At 61.2% G+C, this 14777-nt stretch carries 14 protein-coding genes; 3 read left to right on the top strand and 11 right to left on the bottom strand.

What is annotated here, in order from left to right:
• Nucleotides 1-20: 20 nt before the first annotated feature.
• The 3 genes from KJP28_RS18405 to KJP28_RS18395 are packed head-to-tail and all read right to left on the bottom strand — an operon-like array spanning nucleotide 21 to nucleotide 3148.
• Entirely contained in the window at nucleotides 21-1181 is a 1161-nt protein-coding gene (locus KJP28_RS18405; protein WP_028288575.1) for an acyl-CoA dehydrogenase family protein, read from the bottom strand.
• Between the two features lie 9 nt (nucleotides 1182-1190).
• The gene (locus tag KJP28_RS18400; protein ID WP_028288574.1) at nucleotides 1191-1970 is read right to left on the bottom strand and encodes an enoyl-CoA hydratase/isomerase family protein; all 780 of its coding nucleotides are present in this window, start codon (nucleotides 1968-1970) and stop codon (nucleotides 1191-1193) included.
• Nucleotides 1967-3148 carry an acyl-CoA dehydrogenase family protein gene (locus tag KJP28_RS18395; RefSeq protein WP_028288573.1) on the bottom strand — a complete coding sequence of 394 codons (1182 nt, stop codon included), beginning with the start codon at nucleotides 3146-3148 and terminating at the stop codon, nucleotides 1967-1969. The genes KJP28_RS18400 and KJP28_RS18395 overlap by 4 nt, the downstream gene beginning before the upstream one ends.
• 126 nt (nucleotides 3149-3274) lie before the next feature.
• On the opposite strand from KJP28_RS18395, the gene KJP28_RS18390 reads away from it, so the two are divergent.
• Both KJP28_RS18390 and KJP28_RS18385 read left to right on the top strand, forming a co-directional pair.
• Nucleotides 3275-5275, top strand: coding sequence for an NADPH-dependent 2,4-dienoyl-CoA reductase (locus tag KJP28_RS18390; protein ID WP_142494838.1), 2001 nt, complete (start codon nucleotides 3275-3277; stop codon nucleotides 5273-5275).
• 26 nt (nucleotides 5276-5301) lie between these two features.
• Nucleotides 5302-6822, top strand: a complete 1521-nt coding sequence (locus KJP28_RS18385; protein ID WP_028288571.1) for a class I adenylate-forming enzyme family protein — start codon at nucleotides 5302-5304, stop codon at nucleotides 6820-6822.
• Between the two features lie 461 nt (nucleotides 6823-7283).
• Here KJP28_RS18385 and KJP28_RS18380 read toward each other — a convergent pair whose 3' ends face one another.
• Nucleotides 7284-7988, bottom strand: coding sequence for a glutathione S-transferase family protein (locus tag KJP28_RS18380; protein WP_204114574.1), 705 nt, complete (start codon nucleotides 7986-7988; stop codon nucleotides 7284-7286).
• Nucleotides 7985-8419 (bottom strand): DoxX family protein, encoded by a 435-nt coding sequence (locus KJP28_RS18375; RefSeq protein WP_028288569.1) that lies wholly within the window; start codon nucleotides 8417-8419, stop codon nucleotides 7985-7987. Before KJP28_RS18375 ends, KJP28_RS18380 begins: the two co-directional genes overlap by 4 nt.
• A 98-nt stretch (nucleotides 8420-8517) precedes the next feature.
• On the opposite strand from KJP28_RS18375, the gene KJP28_RS18370 reads away from it, so the two are divergent.
• A complete protein-coding gene (locus tag KJP28_RS18370) occupies nucleotides 8518-8946 on the top strand; it encodes a MarR family winged helix-turn-helix transcriptional regulator (protein WP_043753647.1) in 429 nt (142 codons plus the stop codon).
• Between the two features lie 87 nt (nucleotides 8947-9033).
• On the opposite strand, the gene KJP28_RS18365 is transcribed toward KJP28_RS18370, so the two are convergent.
• The 6 genes from KJP28_RS18365 to KJP28_RS18340 form a co-directional block, all read right to left on the bottom strand.
• Nucleotides 9034-9534: a DNA-3-methyladenine glycosylase I gene (locus KJP28_RS18365; RefSeq protein ID WP_204114573.1), complete on the bottom strand. Its 501-nt coding sequence runs from the start codon at nucleotides 9532-9534 to the stop codon at nucleotides 9034-9036.
• A gap of 305 nt (nucleotides 9535-9839) precedes the next feature.
• Nucleotides 9840-10295 (bottom strand): PaaI family thioesterase, encoded by a 456-nt coding sequence (locus tag KJP28_RS18360; RefSeq protein WP_027264411.1) that lies wholly within the window; start codon nucleotides 10293-10295, stop codon nucleotides 9840-9842.
• Nucleotides 10296-10316: 21 nt separating this feature from the next.
• Nucleotides 10317-11042, bottom strand: coding sequence for an AraC family transcriptional regulator (locus KJP28_RS18355; protein ID WP_028288568.1), 726 nt, complete (start codon nucleotides 11040-11042; stop codon nucleotides 10317-10319).
• Entirely contained in the window at nucleotides 11026-11880 is an 855-nt protein-coding gene (locus KJP28_RS18350; RefSeq protein ID WP_218394044.1) for an SDR family oxidoreductase, read from the bottom strand. Before KJP28_RS18350 ends, KJP28_RS18355 begins: the two co-directional genes overlap by 17 nt.
• On the bottom strand, nucleotides 11877-13814 hold the full coding sequence (locus tag KJP28_RS18345; protein ID WP_204114571.1) for an AMP-binding protein: 1938 nt from the start codon (nucleotides 13812-13814) through the stop codon (nucleotides 11877-11879). The genes KJP28_RS18350 and KJP28_RS18345 overlap by 4 nt, the downstream gene beginning before the upstream one ends.
• 113 nt (nucleotides 13815-13927) lie before the next feature.
• Entirely contained in the window at nucleotides 13928-14689 is a 762-nt protein-coding gene (locus KJP28_RS18340; protein ID WP_204114570.1) for a glucose 1-dehydrogenase, read from the bottom strand.
• Nucleotides 14690-14777 lie beyond the last annotated feature (88 nt).

The raw sequence follows: 14777 nt of genomic DNA, 5'->3' as shown, positions 1-14777 counted from the left end.
TCCGTTCCTAGCCGTGGCGATCAATAGGATCGTGGCAGGCCCATGACCTTTTCGCCGATAAAGCTCAGGCACAGTTCGCGGTTCACCGGCGCTGTGCGCAGCAGGCGGACCAGCGGGTACATTTCGTAAAGTCCCGTATCTTCGGTAAAGCCCGATCCACCATGCGCCTGAAGCGCCGCGTCGACCGCTTCGATCCCGGCTTCGGCGGCGGCATATTTCGCCATGTTCGACGACGCACCGGCAGGCAGCTTGTTGTCGAACTCCCATGCCGCGCGCCGGGTCATCAGACTGGCCATTTCGACTGCCGTATGCGCCTTGGCCATCGGATGCTGCACGCCCTGGTGCGCACCGATGGGTTGGCCGAACACATTGCGCTCGGAGGCATAGGCCACGCCCTTGTTCAGGGCGAACCGGCCGATGCCGCAGCACAAGGCGGCCAGGATAATACGCTCGGGGTTGAGGCTGTCGAACAGGATCGAGAACCCTTCGTCCACCTCGCCGACCACATCCTCGGGGCCGAGATCCACATCGTCGAAGAACAGTGTCCACTGCTCCTCGGGCAGGGGGATCGAGATCTTCACCCGCTGCTTGTGGACGCCTTTTTTCTTCAGATCCACGGCGAACAGGGTAAAGCCGTCGGTCTTGCGGCTGACCTCGGTATGCGGTTTGGTCCGCGCCACCACGAGGCAGTAGTCGGCCACTTCGGCCCCGGTGATGAAGGTCTTTTCGCCCGACAGGCTGAACCGGTTGCCTCGACGCTTGGCCAGCGTAGTGGCCTTCATCGTGTTCGACCCGGCCCCCGGTTCGGTGATCGCGAAACAGAACTGGATATCACCGCGGCAGGCGGCCGGCAGCAGTTCTTTCTTGTGGAACTCGCTCCCGTGGCTGGCGATATGGGCCAGCGACATGGTCGGCCCGACCACCATCATCAAAAGCGGAATGCCGTGATTGGCGGTGCCCTCCATGAACAGGGCCATTTCAGTCATACCAAGGCCCGCGCCGCCGAATTCCTCGGGCACCATGATGCCCAGGAAACCGTCATCGGCAATCTGCTTGAACATCTCGTGCGGGAACTCATGCCTGCGCGCGTGGTCCAGCCAATACGCATTGTCGTATTTCTGCGCCAGCTGGCCGCCATACTCGTAAATCTGGCGTTGTTCGTCGTTCAAAATGAAATCCATGTTTCGTCCTCAGGCCTTGAATTCGGGGGCGCGCCGGTTCTCGAATGCGTCGAGGCCCTCGGCCACGTCATCGCTGGGCAGTGCACGCACCGCGGCATCGCGCTCAAGCCGCATCTGCTGGTCGATACCAAGGTCCGCACCTTCGCGCGCCAACCGCTTCATCTCGGCGATGCCGGGACGCGAGCGGGTGGCGATCTTCTGGCAGTATTCCAGCGAGATCTTGTGCAGGTCCGCATCCGGCACGATGTAGTTGACCAGGCCGGCCTCTTTGGCCTCGTCCGACTTGAGCCAGCGGGCCGAGAACATCAGGTCGAGCGCCCGGCGCTGCCCCATCAACCGCGTCAGCCGCTGCGAGCCACCCCAACCGGGAATCAGCCCGAATTGCGCATGCTGATCGCCAAACTGGGCGCTTTCGGCCGCAAAGCACACGTCGCAGGCCAGCATCAGTTCGATCCCGCCGGCCAGACACAACCCCTGCACTGCGACTACGACAGGGAGGGAGGAGGTTTCGAGCGCACGCAGGTTTTTCATGCCAAAGGCGATGAAATGGTCCAGCGCGGCGGGATCGTTCAATTTACCTTTCACTTCCACCAGATCGGCACCGGTGCAAAAGTGCTTGCCCTGCGCCCGGATGAGGATCGCCCGAATAGCGGGGTTCGCCTCGAATTCCGCACGCGCGACAGAAATACGCTCATGCACCTCAAGTGACAGGCAATTGAATTTCTCGGGGCGGGCCAGTTCGATGATGCCGGTGTTGCCCTCGGAAGTGACGAGGATGGGGTCGCTCATTTCGAGGCTCCCTTCGCCTTCTTGTCATACTGCAGCGCCATGCGACCGACCTTCTCGCGGGCGATCACCAGCTTCTGGATCTGCGCGGTGCCGTCACCGATCTGCAAGCCGAGCACATCGTTGTAGCGCTGGTGGTGGGGCAGGTCGGTGGTGTAGCCGTAATGTCCGTGCAGGATCAGGCACTGGTGCAGGATCTCGCAGGCGGTTTTGGGCAGGTACCATTTGCACATGGCGGCCTGAGAGGTGTGGGGCAGGCCACGGTCGCGCAGGTCCAGCGTGTAATAGCAAAGCTGGCGCATCATGGTCAGTTGGGTCTCGGCCTCGGCCAAGGGAAAGCTGACACCCTGATACTGCACGATCGGGGCTCCGAATGCCTCGCGCTCCTGAACGTAGGCCCAGGTTTCATCCACCGACGCTTGCGCGGCCCCCAGGCACTCCAGCCCGATCAGTGCGCGGGAATAGTCGAAGCCCGCCATGATCGTGCCAAAGGCACGGTCCTGTTCCGCCATCATGTTTTCAGCCGGCACGAAAACATCGTCAAAGAAAACCGAGCCGCGCCCGACAGGCTTGGTGCCGATGTCGTCAAAATGGGTGCGCTTGATGCCTTCCTGGTTCAGATCGACGAAAAAGGCGCTGACCCCGCGTGAGCCGCCGTCAGGATCGCCGGTACGGGCAAAGACGACCGCCGCATCCGCCTGACTGGCAAAACTCATGGATGTCTTTTCACCGTTCAGCCGCCAGCCGTTGCCGGATTTCTCGGCCCTCAGAATCAGGTTCGCCGCATCCGAACCGCCGCGCGGCTCTGTCAGGCCCAGGCCAATGACCGCATCACCCGAAACAACCTTGGGCACCCATTCCGACGCGATGTCCTTGGAGGCATGTTTGGCAACCATTCCGCCCATGAGAGAGCCCAGAAGCTGCACGTAACTTGCGTTGAAATCGGCATAGGCGATCTCTTCGACGATCAGCCCTGACGTGACAGAGCTTTCGCCGAGACCCCCGAATTCCTCGGGCAGATCGGCCCCGATCAGCCCCAGTGCGCCCATCTCCTTGATCAGCGCACGGTCGAATGTATGGCCGCTGGCGCGTTCTTGATATGTGGGCGAAAGCCTTTCAGTTGCGAAGCGCTTTGCGGTCTCGCGAAACGCCTTCTGATCGTCTGTAGGCTGGAATTGCATCGGTGCTCCTCCTCGTGAGCGAAAATCTTCTTTCCAAAAATCTAACAAATGTTAGAATGTATATCAAGTGCAGTTTTGAGGAGGAGAACCAAAGTGAAAAATAGACCAGATGGAAGCTTTGAAACCATGCTCTCGCCCATCCGCGCAGGCCAGCATACATTGCGAAATCGTGTCATCATGGGGTCGATGCACACGCGGTTGGAAACCGAGCCTGACGGCATAGCTAAACAGATCGCTTTTTACTCTGAGCGGGCGCGGGGGGAGGCGGCGATTCTGGTCACCGGCGGGTTTTCGCCCAATGCCGAGGGCATATTCGATCCAGAAGGTCCGAGAATCGATGACCCGGAAGAAGCGCTTGACCTGCGCCCGATCTGCGAGGCGGTGCAGGCCGAAGGCAGCCTGATCTGCGCGCAACTCCTCCACGCCGGGCGCTATGCCAAGATCGAAGGGTGTGTGGCCCCGTCGCCGATCCGCGCCCCGATCAACCGTTTCATCCCGCGTGAAATGACCGAAGCCGACATTCTCCGTACCATCGAGGATTTTGCCGTGGCGGCCGCCAATGCGCTGGCCGCAGGCTTTGATGGCGTCGAGATCATGGGGTCCGAGGGATACCTGATCAACGAATTCACCGTCACCCACACCAACAAGCGCCAAGACGACTGGGGCGGCAGCGCCGCGAACCGCCACCGATTCCCGGTCGATATCGTGCGCGCGGTGCGCGAACGTTGCGGCCCCGACTTTCTGGTCATCTACCGGATTTCGGCGGCCGATCTGGTCGAGGGCGGCGCGCCCGCCGATGAAATTGCCGCACTGGCCCGCAAGATCGAGGCTGCGGGTGCGGATATCCTGAACACCGGCATCGGCTGGCATGAGGCCCGCGTGCCGACGATCGCCTACCCGGTGCCGCGCGGTGCCTGGCGCAAGGCGGCAGCCAACGTCAAAGCGGCGGTGTCGATCCCGGTAGTCGCCTCGAACCGGATCAACACACCCCAGCTTGCAGAAGACATACTTGCCTCTGGCGATGCGGACATGATCTCGATGGCGCGCCCGTTTCTGGCCGATCCGCATTTCGTGAAAAAGACGCGCGAGGGCCGCGCAGACGAGATCAACACCTGCATTGCCTGCAACCAGGCCTGCCTGGATTTCATTTTTTCGGACCGGCCGGTCGGATGTCTGGTCAATCCAAGGGCCGGGCGTGAAACGGAATTCCGGGATACGCCAACCGACACGCCAAAGAAAGTGGCCGTCGTTGGCGGTGGTGCCGCGGGCATGGCCACAGCCGCCGAGGCGGCACGGCTGGGCCACGATGTCACCCTGTTCGAAGCGCAGGACAAATTGGGCGGTCAGCTGAATCTGGCCCGCGCCGCACCAGGCAAGGACGAATTCGACGAAACCCTGCGGTATTATGCCGGTCAGATGCAGAAACACGGGGTCACGCAGCGTCTGGGACAGCGGGCAGAGGCGAGCGATCTTGAGGGATTTGACCATGTGGTCATCGCCACCGGGGTCACGCCGCGCATTCCCGACCTGCCGGGTATCGACCATCCCAGCGTCGCGACCTACGCCGAAATTCTGTCCGGTGACCGCGAGGCGGGCGACCGTGTCGTGGTGATGGGGGCGGGGGGCATCGGTCATGATGTGGCCGAGTTCCTAGTGACCAAACCCGCCGAGACCGCGAATTCCGACGTCTTTTGCGAAACCTGGGGAGTGGACCCCGAATTTGTCTCCTCGGGTGCCCTGGCGGGCGACCCTCTGGCACCGAAGCCGTCGCGCCGCAAGGTCGTCATGCTGCAGCGCAAGACCGCTAAACCGGGCGCGGGGCTTGGTGTTTCGACAGGGTGGATCCTGCGCAACGCGCTGCGCAAACATGGGGTCGAGGCAATGGGCGGGGTGACCTATGAACATATCGACGATGCGGGGCTGCACATCGTCGCGGACGGAAACCCGACGGTCATCGCAGCCGATACAATTGTGCTGTGCACCGGTCAGGAACCGGAACGGGCCCTGGCCAAAGAGGTTGTAGCGCGCGGCGTCCTGGTTACGATGATCGGCGGGGCAAAGGAGGCCGCCGAACTGGATGCGCTGCGCGCCATTGATGAGGGCGTGCGCCTGGCGCAGGATCTCTGAACCGAGGCTCGGGCAAGGGGGAAACTATGCTGACCGGCGTCATCCGCGCGGGGCGCGCTGATCTGTATTCGATCTTTCGAACCCGCGCACATGACTGCGCCCGCGCCCTCGCCATCGAGGACGGCAGCAGGAAACTGACCTATGCAGAACTGCTGGAGCGGGTCGATCGTCTGGCGGCTGTCTTTCTGGCACGAGGCGTGGCGCCCGGAGACAGGATCGCGATCCTGTCGCATAACCGCTCAGAATACCTGGAGGTCGAACTTGCAGCAGCGGGAATCGGCGCGATCGTCGCCTGTCTGAACTGGCGGCTTGCCCCCGATGAACTGCGGCACTGCATCGATCTGGTCGAGCCGGTTCTCGCGGTTGTCGAACCGGAACTTTCAGAAGCTTACCGCGCCGTCGCGTCGACACCCTGTCTAACCGTCGGGCCAGACCTGGAAACGGCCATTGCCGGGGTCGAGCCGGACCCGCGCACCGGAACCATGGTTGACGACCCCGAGGCCGGTCTGACGATCCTCTATACCTCGGGGACCACGGGCCTGCCCAAGGGGGCGCATATCAGCCACCGCGCGCATATCGCCCGATCCATGGTTTTTGCGGCCCAGCTGGCGCTGGATCCCGGCGACGGGTTCATCGCCTGGGCGCCGATGTTCCACATGGCCTCCACCGATCATGCGCTGGCAACGATCCTGCGGGGTGGGACCGTGGTGATGGTGGACGGGCTGCAGCCCGCCGTCATCAACGAGGCGCTGTCACGCCACAGGATCGGCTGGTTCGTGATGATGCCCGGGGCACTGGAGGCTTTTATTAACGAACGGCACGCCAACCCTTTGCCGCTGAAGGGGATCAAGGTTTGCGGCGCAATGGCTGATCTGGTGCCGCCGCATCAGATCGCGGAACTGACCGGTCTTCTGGACACGCCCTATCTGAATTCCTTCGGGGCGACCGAAACCGGCCTGCCGCCGGGAACCGCCGATCTGATCGCGCCGGGTGTGACCCCGGACCGGCTGTCCAAGCGCATCAGCGCCTTTTGCGAGGTGCGGCTGGTCGATCCCGACGACCGCGAAGTCCCCGATGGAACGCCGGGCGAAATGGCGCTTCGGGGTCCGACGCTGTTTTCCGGGTACTGGAACGCCGACGACACCAATGCCCGTGACTTTCGCAACGGCTTTTTCCACATGGGCGATCTGTTCCGGCGCAATGCGGACGGCACCGTCGACTTTGTGGATCGGGCGAAATACCTGATCAAGACCGGAGGTGAAAACGTCTATCCGGCGGAAATCGAACGTGTGCTTCTTTCTCATCCCGATGTGATCGATGCCGCCGTGGTAAGGGCCTTCGACGCGAAATGGGGGGAAAGCCCGGTGGCCTTTGTCGCCTGTGACGATGACGGGCCGGATGCCGAGGCGCTGCTGAACTTGTGCCGCGAAAGCCTCGCTGGCTATAAGCGACCACGCGAAATTCGCTTCATCGCGTTCGAGGATTTTCCCAGATCGACCAGCGGCAAGATCCAGCGGCATATCCTCGAAGCCCGGCTCGCAGATTAATTTTCGCTCTGACCCGATCGTCAGCCAGCCACGCCAGTTCGCCCCAATAGCGATAAAAGCGTTCTTATCCTCGTTGCCACGAGCTTCTTATCCCCGCCCTTTGGAGTAACCCCCTGAAAGTGATCCACCATCTGGGATAGATTGACCCGCGATTGATGCGCAGCCCTCTGTCGGACTACACGGCTAGGGTTTTCCGGGTGTTTGAGCTCAGGAGGATTCGTAGATCCCTGAGCCATTCATCAATGCGATCGGTGGTTTGTTCCCGGTTTCGCTGTGGGGGCAGCAGTAACCCTGCGCATCGCACGGACGGGCATGGACTGCCGGCAATTGCCGGTTGGGGCTGCTGCGGGCCTTCAAGGGAAAGTCGGCGACTATCCGATGTGCGGGACAAAGCGGACATTCGCCAAGCGACCTCAAACGTCCGGTTCTGTACTGCGGCCCGACAAAACGATATCAAGTGATCAGCGGTCAGCCGATCGCACCTGTGTAACTGTCTTCTTCGGCCCTCCTGTCTGCATGATCTGGGACAGGTAAGAATTGCGCCGTCTGATGAAGTCACGCAGAAGGGTCGGGTAATCTTCACTGACGGCATTCTTCACAGAAACCCGACGCTCCAGTTCATGTCGCCAGGCCCTTACACGGGCAAGCCCTGTGAAGACGCCAAACTCTCCGATGGTGTCAAAAACGTCGAAATAGCGGAAGACCGGGCCGAATACGACATCGACGAGGCTGAACCGGTGGCCATCGAACCATGGTCCCTCCCCAAGCTCCGCGTCCAGCCGAAGGAACTTTGCGCGGAGCGCCGCCACTTTTTCTTCCAACGCTTTCTCGTTCGGCGCCGAGTAGAACCCCGCAATGTCGTTCAAGACAGCAGATCCAAATTCAATCCAGGCACGGTGGCGGGCGCGATCAAGAGCGTCGTGCGGATGAAGCGCGTGGGGTTGTGTATCCTCAAGATATTCGAGGATAACCGCAGATTCGAAAATCGGCGTCCCGTCCACAACCAGGACAGGCGTCTTGCCCAGCGGAGATATGGCAAGAAACCAGTCGGGCTTGTTCGAAAGATCGATGTCAGTTCTCTCGAACGTGACACCTTTCTCAGTGAGCGAGATCGCCGCGCGCTGCACATATGGGCAGGCCGCATGGCTAATGAGGTGGAGGCTCATGTTGTCTCTCCCTCCATCTGCACGTTACCGGGCGCGAAGGAAGGGCTGAGGGCGAAACGGCCGTCGCCCAGAAGCCCTTGCACGATGGCAAGCAGCGTCAGATAGGCCGGGTATTCCCACCCGCCGTTCTCGTATCCGAACATCCAGCCGTTTCCGGAGTGAGCCCAGGTCGCTCCGGCCAGGATGGGCACGGTCGCCGACGCGACCCACCGCGCCTGTATGCCGAGGACCAAAAAGGCACCGGCAATCGCCTCGACTGCAAATACCATATAAGCAAACCAGCCGGGCAGCCCGATCGAAATGAAGAACTGCGCCGTTCCGGGAAGTGTGAAAATGAAGAGCTTGAGAAACAGGCTGTGCGCCAGGAACATGATACCGAGTGCTATACGGAGCAGGAATATCCCAAATTCTGTGAGGTGCGATTTTGACATGATATGATCCCATATGTCGATGCATTTGCATCTATATATAGCGCGTTACATGCGACGTCAAGGTTGATGCACTTGCATGCACATGATAGGTGCTGGATATGAACGAGATTGACCATGCTACTGAGGCCGCCTGGACAGCCCTCATGACTAAAAGCCGCGTTTTGCTTGAGGCTGTCGAATCGTCTCTGAAATCGGCAGGATACCCGCCACTTGCATGGTATGACGCGCTTCTCGAACTCGAGAAGGCAGGCCCGGACGGACTCCGTCCATTCGAACTCAAAGACCGGATATTGTTACCCCAATACGGTACATCGCGGTTGCTGGACCGCATGGTGAAAGCAGGGCTGGTGGACCGACGGGACTGCTCGGAAGATGGGCGAGGTCAAAACATTTCTATCTCTGAAAAGGGTAAATCTGTCAGGAGGGCGATGTGGCCGATCTATGAACGGGTTCTGTCGGAAAGGATCGGCGCAAAGCTGAAACCCAAAGACGCCGCTCAATTGGCCACGCTACTCTCAAGGCTCTGAAGTCTCGGTCGACTGACGCGAAACCTGTCTGTGACTTTCCACGCTAAGTGGCCTTGATTTTTTTCACGTTAATTGGCCGACAGTTGCCTATGTCGGTGTGCGAAGGGTATTTCGGGCTGTTTCGACGTCCTTTCGCATCCAACAGACTTCTGCGTGATCGTTGATACATCCCATGGCCGGCATGAATGCATATACGGTGGTCGGTCCCACGAATTTGAAGCCAAGCTTTCGTAGGTCTTTGGAAAGGGTCTCGGACGCTGTTGATTTGGACCGCATTTGTGGCAGTGCGTCGTCCTTGGCAGGTTCATATAGCCAGATGAATGCGGCGAAGGAGCCTTCCTCTTGGACGACCTCGAAAGTACGGCGAGCGTTGTTGATCACGGCTTCGATCTTGCCTCGATAGCGAACAATTCCTTCATCGGCAAGTAGGCGCTCAATGTCGTTGTCGTCAAAGTTCGCAACTCCCCGAAAGTCGAACCCGGCGAAGGCAGCACGAAAGTTCTCGCGCTTGGCCAGAATGGTGCGCCAGCTCAGCCCTGACTGGAAACTCCGGCGTGACGGCAGCCCATCGGCACCGTGGGCGTCCATCCGTTCCAATTACGGTTGCAGCATCAGGCCGCTGCCGCATAAACTTGAACAGAAACCGAACCAGATCCTCCGTTACGATACAGTCTCAGCTCTCCGAAAAACCCTGACGACGGACAATCGGCGACCGCACTGCTAAAAGCTAACATTACCGCTTGACAGGTCTGAACCTGCTGGCGGCGATCTGGATACCGCGCGCGCCTACGGGAAACGGTTGGCCGAGGTCGCGAGCCGCTGGAACAGCTGATCCAGCTGTCTGAATAATCGGCCCGGCCGCCCGGATCGGATGTGCTGCGGCCGGGTTGCGCTCAGTCCGCGACCCCCGCCCGCCCGATCAGCGCCATGAGCGTTCCGGTCATCGTTGCGACGAGCTTTTCATCCTGGCCCTTCACGGCATAGGCACGCGCCTCGCATATGGTCAGCGTCCTGCCTGGTTTCACCACGTCAGCGACGAAGCGAAACCGTTCGCCGTCCGCCGGGTTGAGTAGGTTGATCTTGAATTCGGCCGTCAACACTGCCGCGTCCGCTGGCATCAGCGAAAAGGCCGCGTATCCGCAGGCGCTGTCCAGCGCTGTCGACACGATTCCGGCATGCAAAAACCCATGCTGCTGGGTCAGTGCAACCTGATGTGCCATTTCCAGAACGATGCGGCCGGGTAACAACTCGGCAATGCTGATCCCCAACGTGTTCATCACCTTCTGGCGATCGAAACTGTTGCGCACGCGTGCGTCATAGTCGGGGTTTTTCGGTTTGAATTGTGTCATGGCGGGTCTTCCTCTTCGATTTCATTCGTCAATGACCAATCTTAGGCGGTCTTTGAGGCGCGTATCTTGTAGCGAAAGGTCAAAACGACGCGGAATAGACAGAGCGCGCAACGCGCCGGGCGGTTTGCCGGCGAAGATCCGGCAAGCGGCGGACAAGTGAGATTGATCGTAATATCCGGCGTCCAGCGCCAGATCGCTCAGCGGCAGGGTCTTTGACGCAAGCTGCCCGAGAGCCCGGCGAAAGCGTCGCAAGGTCGCAAGCCGCCGCCGCGACACGCCGGTTTCCGCCCGCACCTTTCGACGTTTGGTCCGGTCGCTGTAAGCTCCGGGTGGTGCGGCAAAGCGCAGGTCTCTCGCAAGGCCGTCAAGCACCGCGATGAGCGCAGGCAGGTCATCGTCCCCGGTCTGAACCCGGGCCAGTTCTGAGGCCAGCATGTCCAGCCCTTTGGAGTCGGGAAATCGCTGCGGTCGTGACGACAGTCGCAGCCCGGCCACGACACCCTGGAATGGCCTTGGGCGGGGCGAAAAATAGGGGCGCGGTTCTGCCAGCGATACGCGCCCGCCGCCGCTGTCGTCGCGCGTTACCGAAAGGGTAAAGAGGTCGGTTGCGAACCGCCCGCGTCCACCACCGCTCAGCACACCGGTATCGCGGAACACGAACAAATGGTCGATCTGTTTGGCCGCTTCCTCAGGCGGCGCCAGTTCGAGATAAAGCGGCGCCGCCATCAGGTTACTTGACGAAAGCATCCCGGTTCTCGGCGACGAAATCGGCAAATCGGCGCGCCGGGCGTCCCATCACATCGCTGACCGTGGTCTCGATGCCGGCAAGGTAGCCCTTGGGCGCGATGGAAGCCAATTCGACCATGGCTCTGGCGACCTCGTCCTGCATTCCGCCAGCCACCATGCCCGCCTTGGCATTTTCGGCCGGCAGGGGTGCGCAGGAGACAGTGCGCCCGGTCACCCTGGACAGGAGGGCGGCGATATCTTCTCCGGTAAGAGCTTCGGGCCCGGTCAGACCAAGAGCCTTGCCTTCGTAACCCGGAGCGGTCAGCGCCTCGGCGGCGACATCCGCGATGTCGCGGGCGTCGATCCAGGCCACGGGGCCGCCCAGATCGTCATAGTACACGGCGTCCTTTGCAATGTTACCGGCCTGCCACAGCAGGTTCTGCATGAAATAGGTCGGCTGGACAAAGGTCCAGTCAAGGCCGCTTTGCTTCAGCAGCTCCTGGGTTTCGGAATGCCACTTTCCAAAGGTCAGCCCCGCCTTGGGCGACGCGCCAAGCCCCGTGGCCACAACGATATGGCGCACGCCCGCGGCCTTGGCCGCCTCGATCACGTTCGCCTTCCACTGGCGCATGTTCAGATGGGCAGGCGTGACCAGGTATATCTTTTCTGCCCCGTCACAGGCCCGCGCCAGCGCGGCAGGGTCCGTGAAATCCGCGACGACCGCCTCGCATCCTTTGGCCTTTAGCGCGTCTAACTTTGAGAGGTCGCTGGTGACAGCGCGCACGGTCGCGCCTTTTGCCAGAAGCGTGTCGACGAGGGGCGCACCAGTCGTGCCCGTGGCTCCGAAAACAGTGATCATGACTTTTCCTTTTGCAGGTCTGCGATGGGCTGAATGGTTTCCGGGTTGCTGATCGACGACAGATCGCCTGGATCTTCACCGAGAAAGGCGGCGCGCACGACACGGCGCATGGTTTTCATGCTGCGGGTCTTGGGCAGCGCTTCGACAAAGTGGATCTCGCGCGGGCGGAAGGGTTTCGAGACGATCTCCCCGACACGATCCTTGAGCCGGTTCACGAGCTCCGCGTCCGGCGACACATTTGGTGCCGCCACGCAGACGCAGACGACAGCCACGCCCTTGATGTCATCAGGTGCCGCGATGGCCGCGGCGTCCACCACCTCTCCGGTTTCGGTCAGGGCCGCCTCGATCTCGGGCGGGCCGATGCGTTTGCCGGCGATGTTCAGCGTGTCGTCCGACCGGCCCAGGATATACCATGTCCCGTCCGGATCGCAGCGCACCCAGTCGCCGTGCCGCCAGAGGCCGGGGAAGGTGGACCAGTAGGTGTCAAGGTAGCGATCGCGGTCCCCCCTGATGGCCGGGGTCAGACCCAGAGGCGGCTGGGTCACGACCAGTTCGCCGACCTCGCCCGGTGCGGCTTCGCTGCCGTCCTGGCGCAGAACCTTGGCCCCGACACCCAGGGCCTGGGCCGAAAATCCGCCGGGCTTGAGCTCGTGCAGCACGGTCGAGGTCAGGATCGCGCCAAAAAGCTCGGTCCCGCCCGAGATGTTCAGCGGCACGGCGCGGCGGCGACAGATATGATCGAGCTGCCAGAGCCAGGCATCCTCGGTCCAGGGCTCGCCGGTCGAGGCGACGATGCGCAGGGACGACAAGTCGTAGCCCGACAAAGATTCAGTATCCTGCGTCATGAACTGCCGTACCAGGGTCGGGGCCACGCCGAGATGCGTGACCTCCATCTCGGACGCAAGACGCAGCAGCCTGAAGGGATCGCCGGGCATTGATGGTGCGCCCTCGGCCAGCACCAGAGTCGAACCGGACAAGAGCACCGATAAAAGGGTGAGCGGTCCCATGACCCACCCCATGTCGGTCATCCAGAGGTGCCGGTCATCCCGTTTCATGTCGAGGCAAAGCAGGAAATCGGCCGTGGCCTTGGCCTGCACGCCCAAATGGGTATGCACGACACCCTTGGGCCGCCCGGTGGTGCCCGATGTATAGGCGATGAGAAAGGTGTCATCGGCACTGACGGGAACGGCGGCAAACTCCGGACTGGCGCGGCCCACTGTTTCGGTCCAGTCCAGATCGCGGGCCGGATCGGCCACCGCATCGCCGAACCGTCGCAGGCTGATCACGGTATGAACCGATGGTACGTCGGTCAAAGCTTGGGCAAGGGTCGCTTCCATCCAGACCGGCTTGCCTCGCCGGGGTGTGGCATCCGCCGTCAACACCGCCACGGCATCCGCGTCGTTCAGGCGCGATACGATGGCATGGGGCGCAAAACCGGAAAACAGCGGCACCGCAACCGCGCCCAGCCGGGCAATACCCAGAAGCGCGGCCTCGATTTCGGGGATCATCGGCATATAGATGCCCACCGCCTGACCGGGCCTTACACCGCGCGTGGCAAGGGCCGAGGCGACGCGGGAGGCTTCGGCGGTAAGGTCGGAATAGGTCCAGCGGCGGCGGCTTCCGTCTTCGCCGACCCAGTCGATTGCGACCTTGTCGCCCAAGCCATCGGCAATTCGGGCGTCAAGACAGGTTTCCGTCAGATTCAAAGTACTCCCGACGGCCCACCGGATCGATTCGGGCCCTTCGGAGATATCTCGCAACCGGCTGTAGGGCCGCGCGAACCGTATCCCGGCATGGTCAATGATCTGCCCCAAGAACCAGTCTGGGTCTTCATTCGAACGGCGGACGAGTTCCTCGTAACTGTCAATGCCGCAGCCCCTCAGAAATGCGGTCAGCGTGCTTGTCCGCTGGATGTCAGAGCCTGGCTGAAACATTCGCAACCTTTCTAGAATGAAAAAGGGCCGCATATAAGGCGCGGCCAGTCGGGGAGGTAACTCTTGGCACGGTATGGCAGCAGCGCCTTGAGTCCGGCGCTGCTGCCAGCGTTTTAACCGTGCATGGACAGGCCGCCCGAAACCGAAATCACCTGGCCGGTAATGAACCCTGCGTCGTCCGACGACAGGAAGCAGATGATGCCAGGGTAATCCGTCGGCTGCGCAAGACGCTTCATCGGAATCGCCCGCTTGAGACCTTCGGCGATCTTTTGACCGGCCTCGCCCTCGGCAACCTGAGCGAACAGCGGCGTATCGGTCGGGCCGGGGGCGACCGCATTCAATTGAATACCTTTACGCGCCAGTTCGCGCGCTACGGTTTTGGTGAACGAGATGATGCCACCCTTGCAGGCCGAATACACGGCTTCGCCGGATGATCCGACGCGTCCGGCGTCGGACGCGATGTTGACCACACGGCCGCCGCCGTTCTTGACCATGCCCGGAAGCACCGCGTGATGCATATTCAGCGGACCGTAAAGATTTATGTCGATGACCTTTTTCCAAAGGTCGGGATCGGTGTCGAGGAACGGTTTGATCACGTCCCAGCCCGCGTTGTTCACCAGCACATCAATCGGTCCGCCGGATTCGAACTCGGCGACGGCCTTGTCGACCTGTGCGCGATCGGTGATATCCGCCTGAAATGCAGTCGCTTTTCCGCCGGATTCAGTGATTAGTTTGGCGGTTTCATCCGCTCCGGCTTTGTTCAGATCGAAAACGGCGACTTCGGCACCCTCCGCGCCGAACCGTTCGCAAACCGCTCGGCCAATGCCGCTCCCACCGCCGGTCACGACGACCCGTTTTCCACTCAACCCTCGCATGTGGAGGTCCTCCTCTTCCGTTGCACCTTGAAAAGAGCTTGATTCGACACTCTCTCCGATGTAATCTAACAGTTGTTAGATTAATTGC

It is taken from the genome of Maritimibacter dapengensis, from assembly GCF_019218265.1.
GTDB lineage: Bacteria > Pseudomonadota > Alphaproteobacteria > Rhodobacterales > Rhodobacteraceae > Maritimibacter > Maritimibacter dapengensis.
This window is presented reverse-complemented; position numbering and strand designations above follow the sequence as displayed.

Bases quoted from the DNA above. Each gene is read 5' to 3' on its own strand.
- KJP28_RS18405 (WP_028288575.1), bottom strand. From the start codon at position 1,181: ATGGATTTCATTTTGAACGACGAACAACGCCAGATTTACGAGTATGGC.
- KJP28_RS18400 (WP_028288574.1), bottom strand. From the start codon at position 1,970: ATGAGCGACCCCATCCTCGTCACTTCCGAGGGCAACACCGGCATCATC.
- KJP28_RS18395 (WP_028288573.1), bottom strand. From the start codon at position 3,148: ATGCAATTCCAGCCTACAGACGATCAGAAGGCGTTTCGCGAGACCGCA.
- KJP28_RS18390 (WP_142494838.1), top strand. From the start codon at position 3,275: ATGCTCTCGCCCATCCGCGCAGGCCAGCATACATTGCGAAATCGTGTC.
- KJP28_RS18385 (WP_028288571.1), top strand. From the start codon at position 5,302: ATGCTGACCGGCGTCATCCGCGCGGGGCGCGCTGATCTGTATTCGATC.
- KJP28_RS18380 (WP_204114574.1), bottom strand. From the start codon at position 7,988: ATGAGCCTCCACCTCATTAGCCATGCGGCCTGCCCATATGTGCAGCGC.
- KJP28_RS18375 (WP_028288569.1), bottom strand. From the start codon at position 8,419: ATGTCAAAATCGCACCTCACAGAATTTGGGATATTCCTGCTCCGTATA.
- KJP28_RS18370 (WP_043753647.1), top strand. From the start codon at position 8,518: ATGAACGAGATTGACCATGCTACTGAGGCCGCCTGGACAGCCCTCATG.
- KJP28_RS18365 (WP_204114573.1), bottom strand. From the start codon at position 9,534: ATGGACGCCCACGGTGCCGATGGGCTGCCGTCACGCCGGAGTTTCCAG.
- KJP28_RS18360 (WP_027264411.1), bottom strand. From the start codon at position 10,295: ATGACACAATTCAAACCGAAAAACCCCGACTATGACGCACGCGTGCGC.
- KJP28_RS18355 (WP_028288568.1), bottom strand. From the start codon at position 11,042: ATGCTTTCGTCAAGTAACCTGATGGCGGCGCCGCTTTATCTCGAACTG.
- KJP28_RS18350 (WP_218394044.1), bottom strand. From the start codon at position 11,880: ATGATCACTGTTTTCGGAGCCACGGGCACGACTGGTGCGCCCCTCGTC.
- KJP28_RS18345 (WP_204114571.1), bottom strand. From the start codon at position 13,814: ATGTTTCAGCCAGGCTCTGACATCCAGCGGACAAGCACGCTGACCGCA.
- KJP28_RS18340 (WP_204114570.1), bottom strand. From the start codon at position 14,689: ATGCGAGGGTTGAGTGGAAAACGGGTCGTCGTGACCGGCGGTGGGAGC.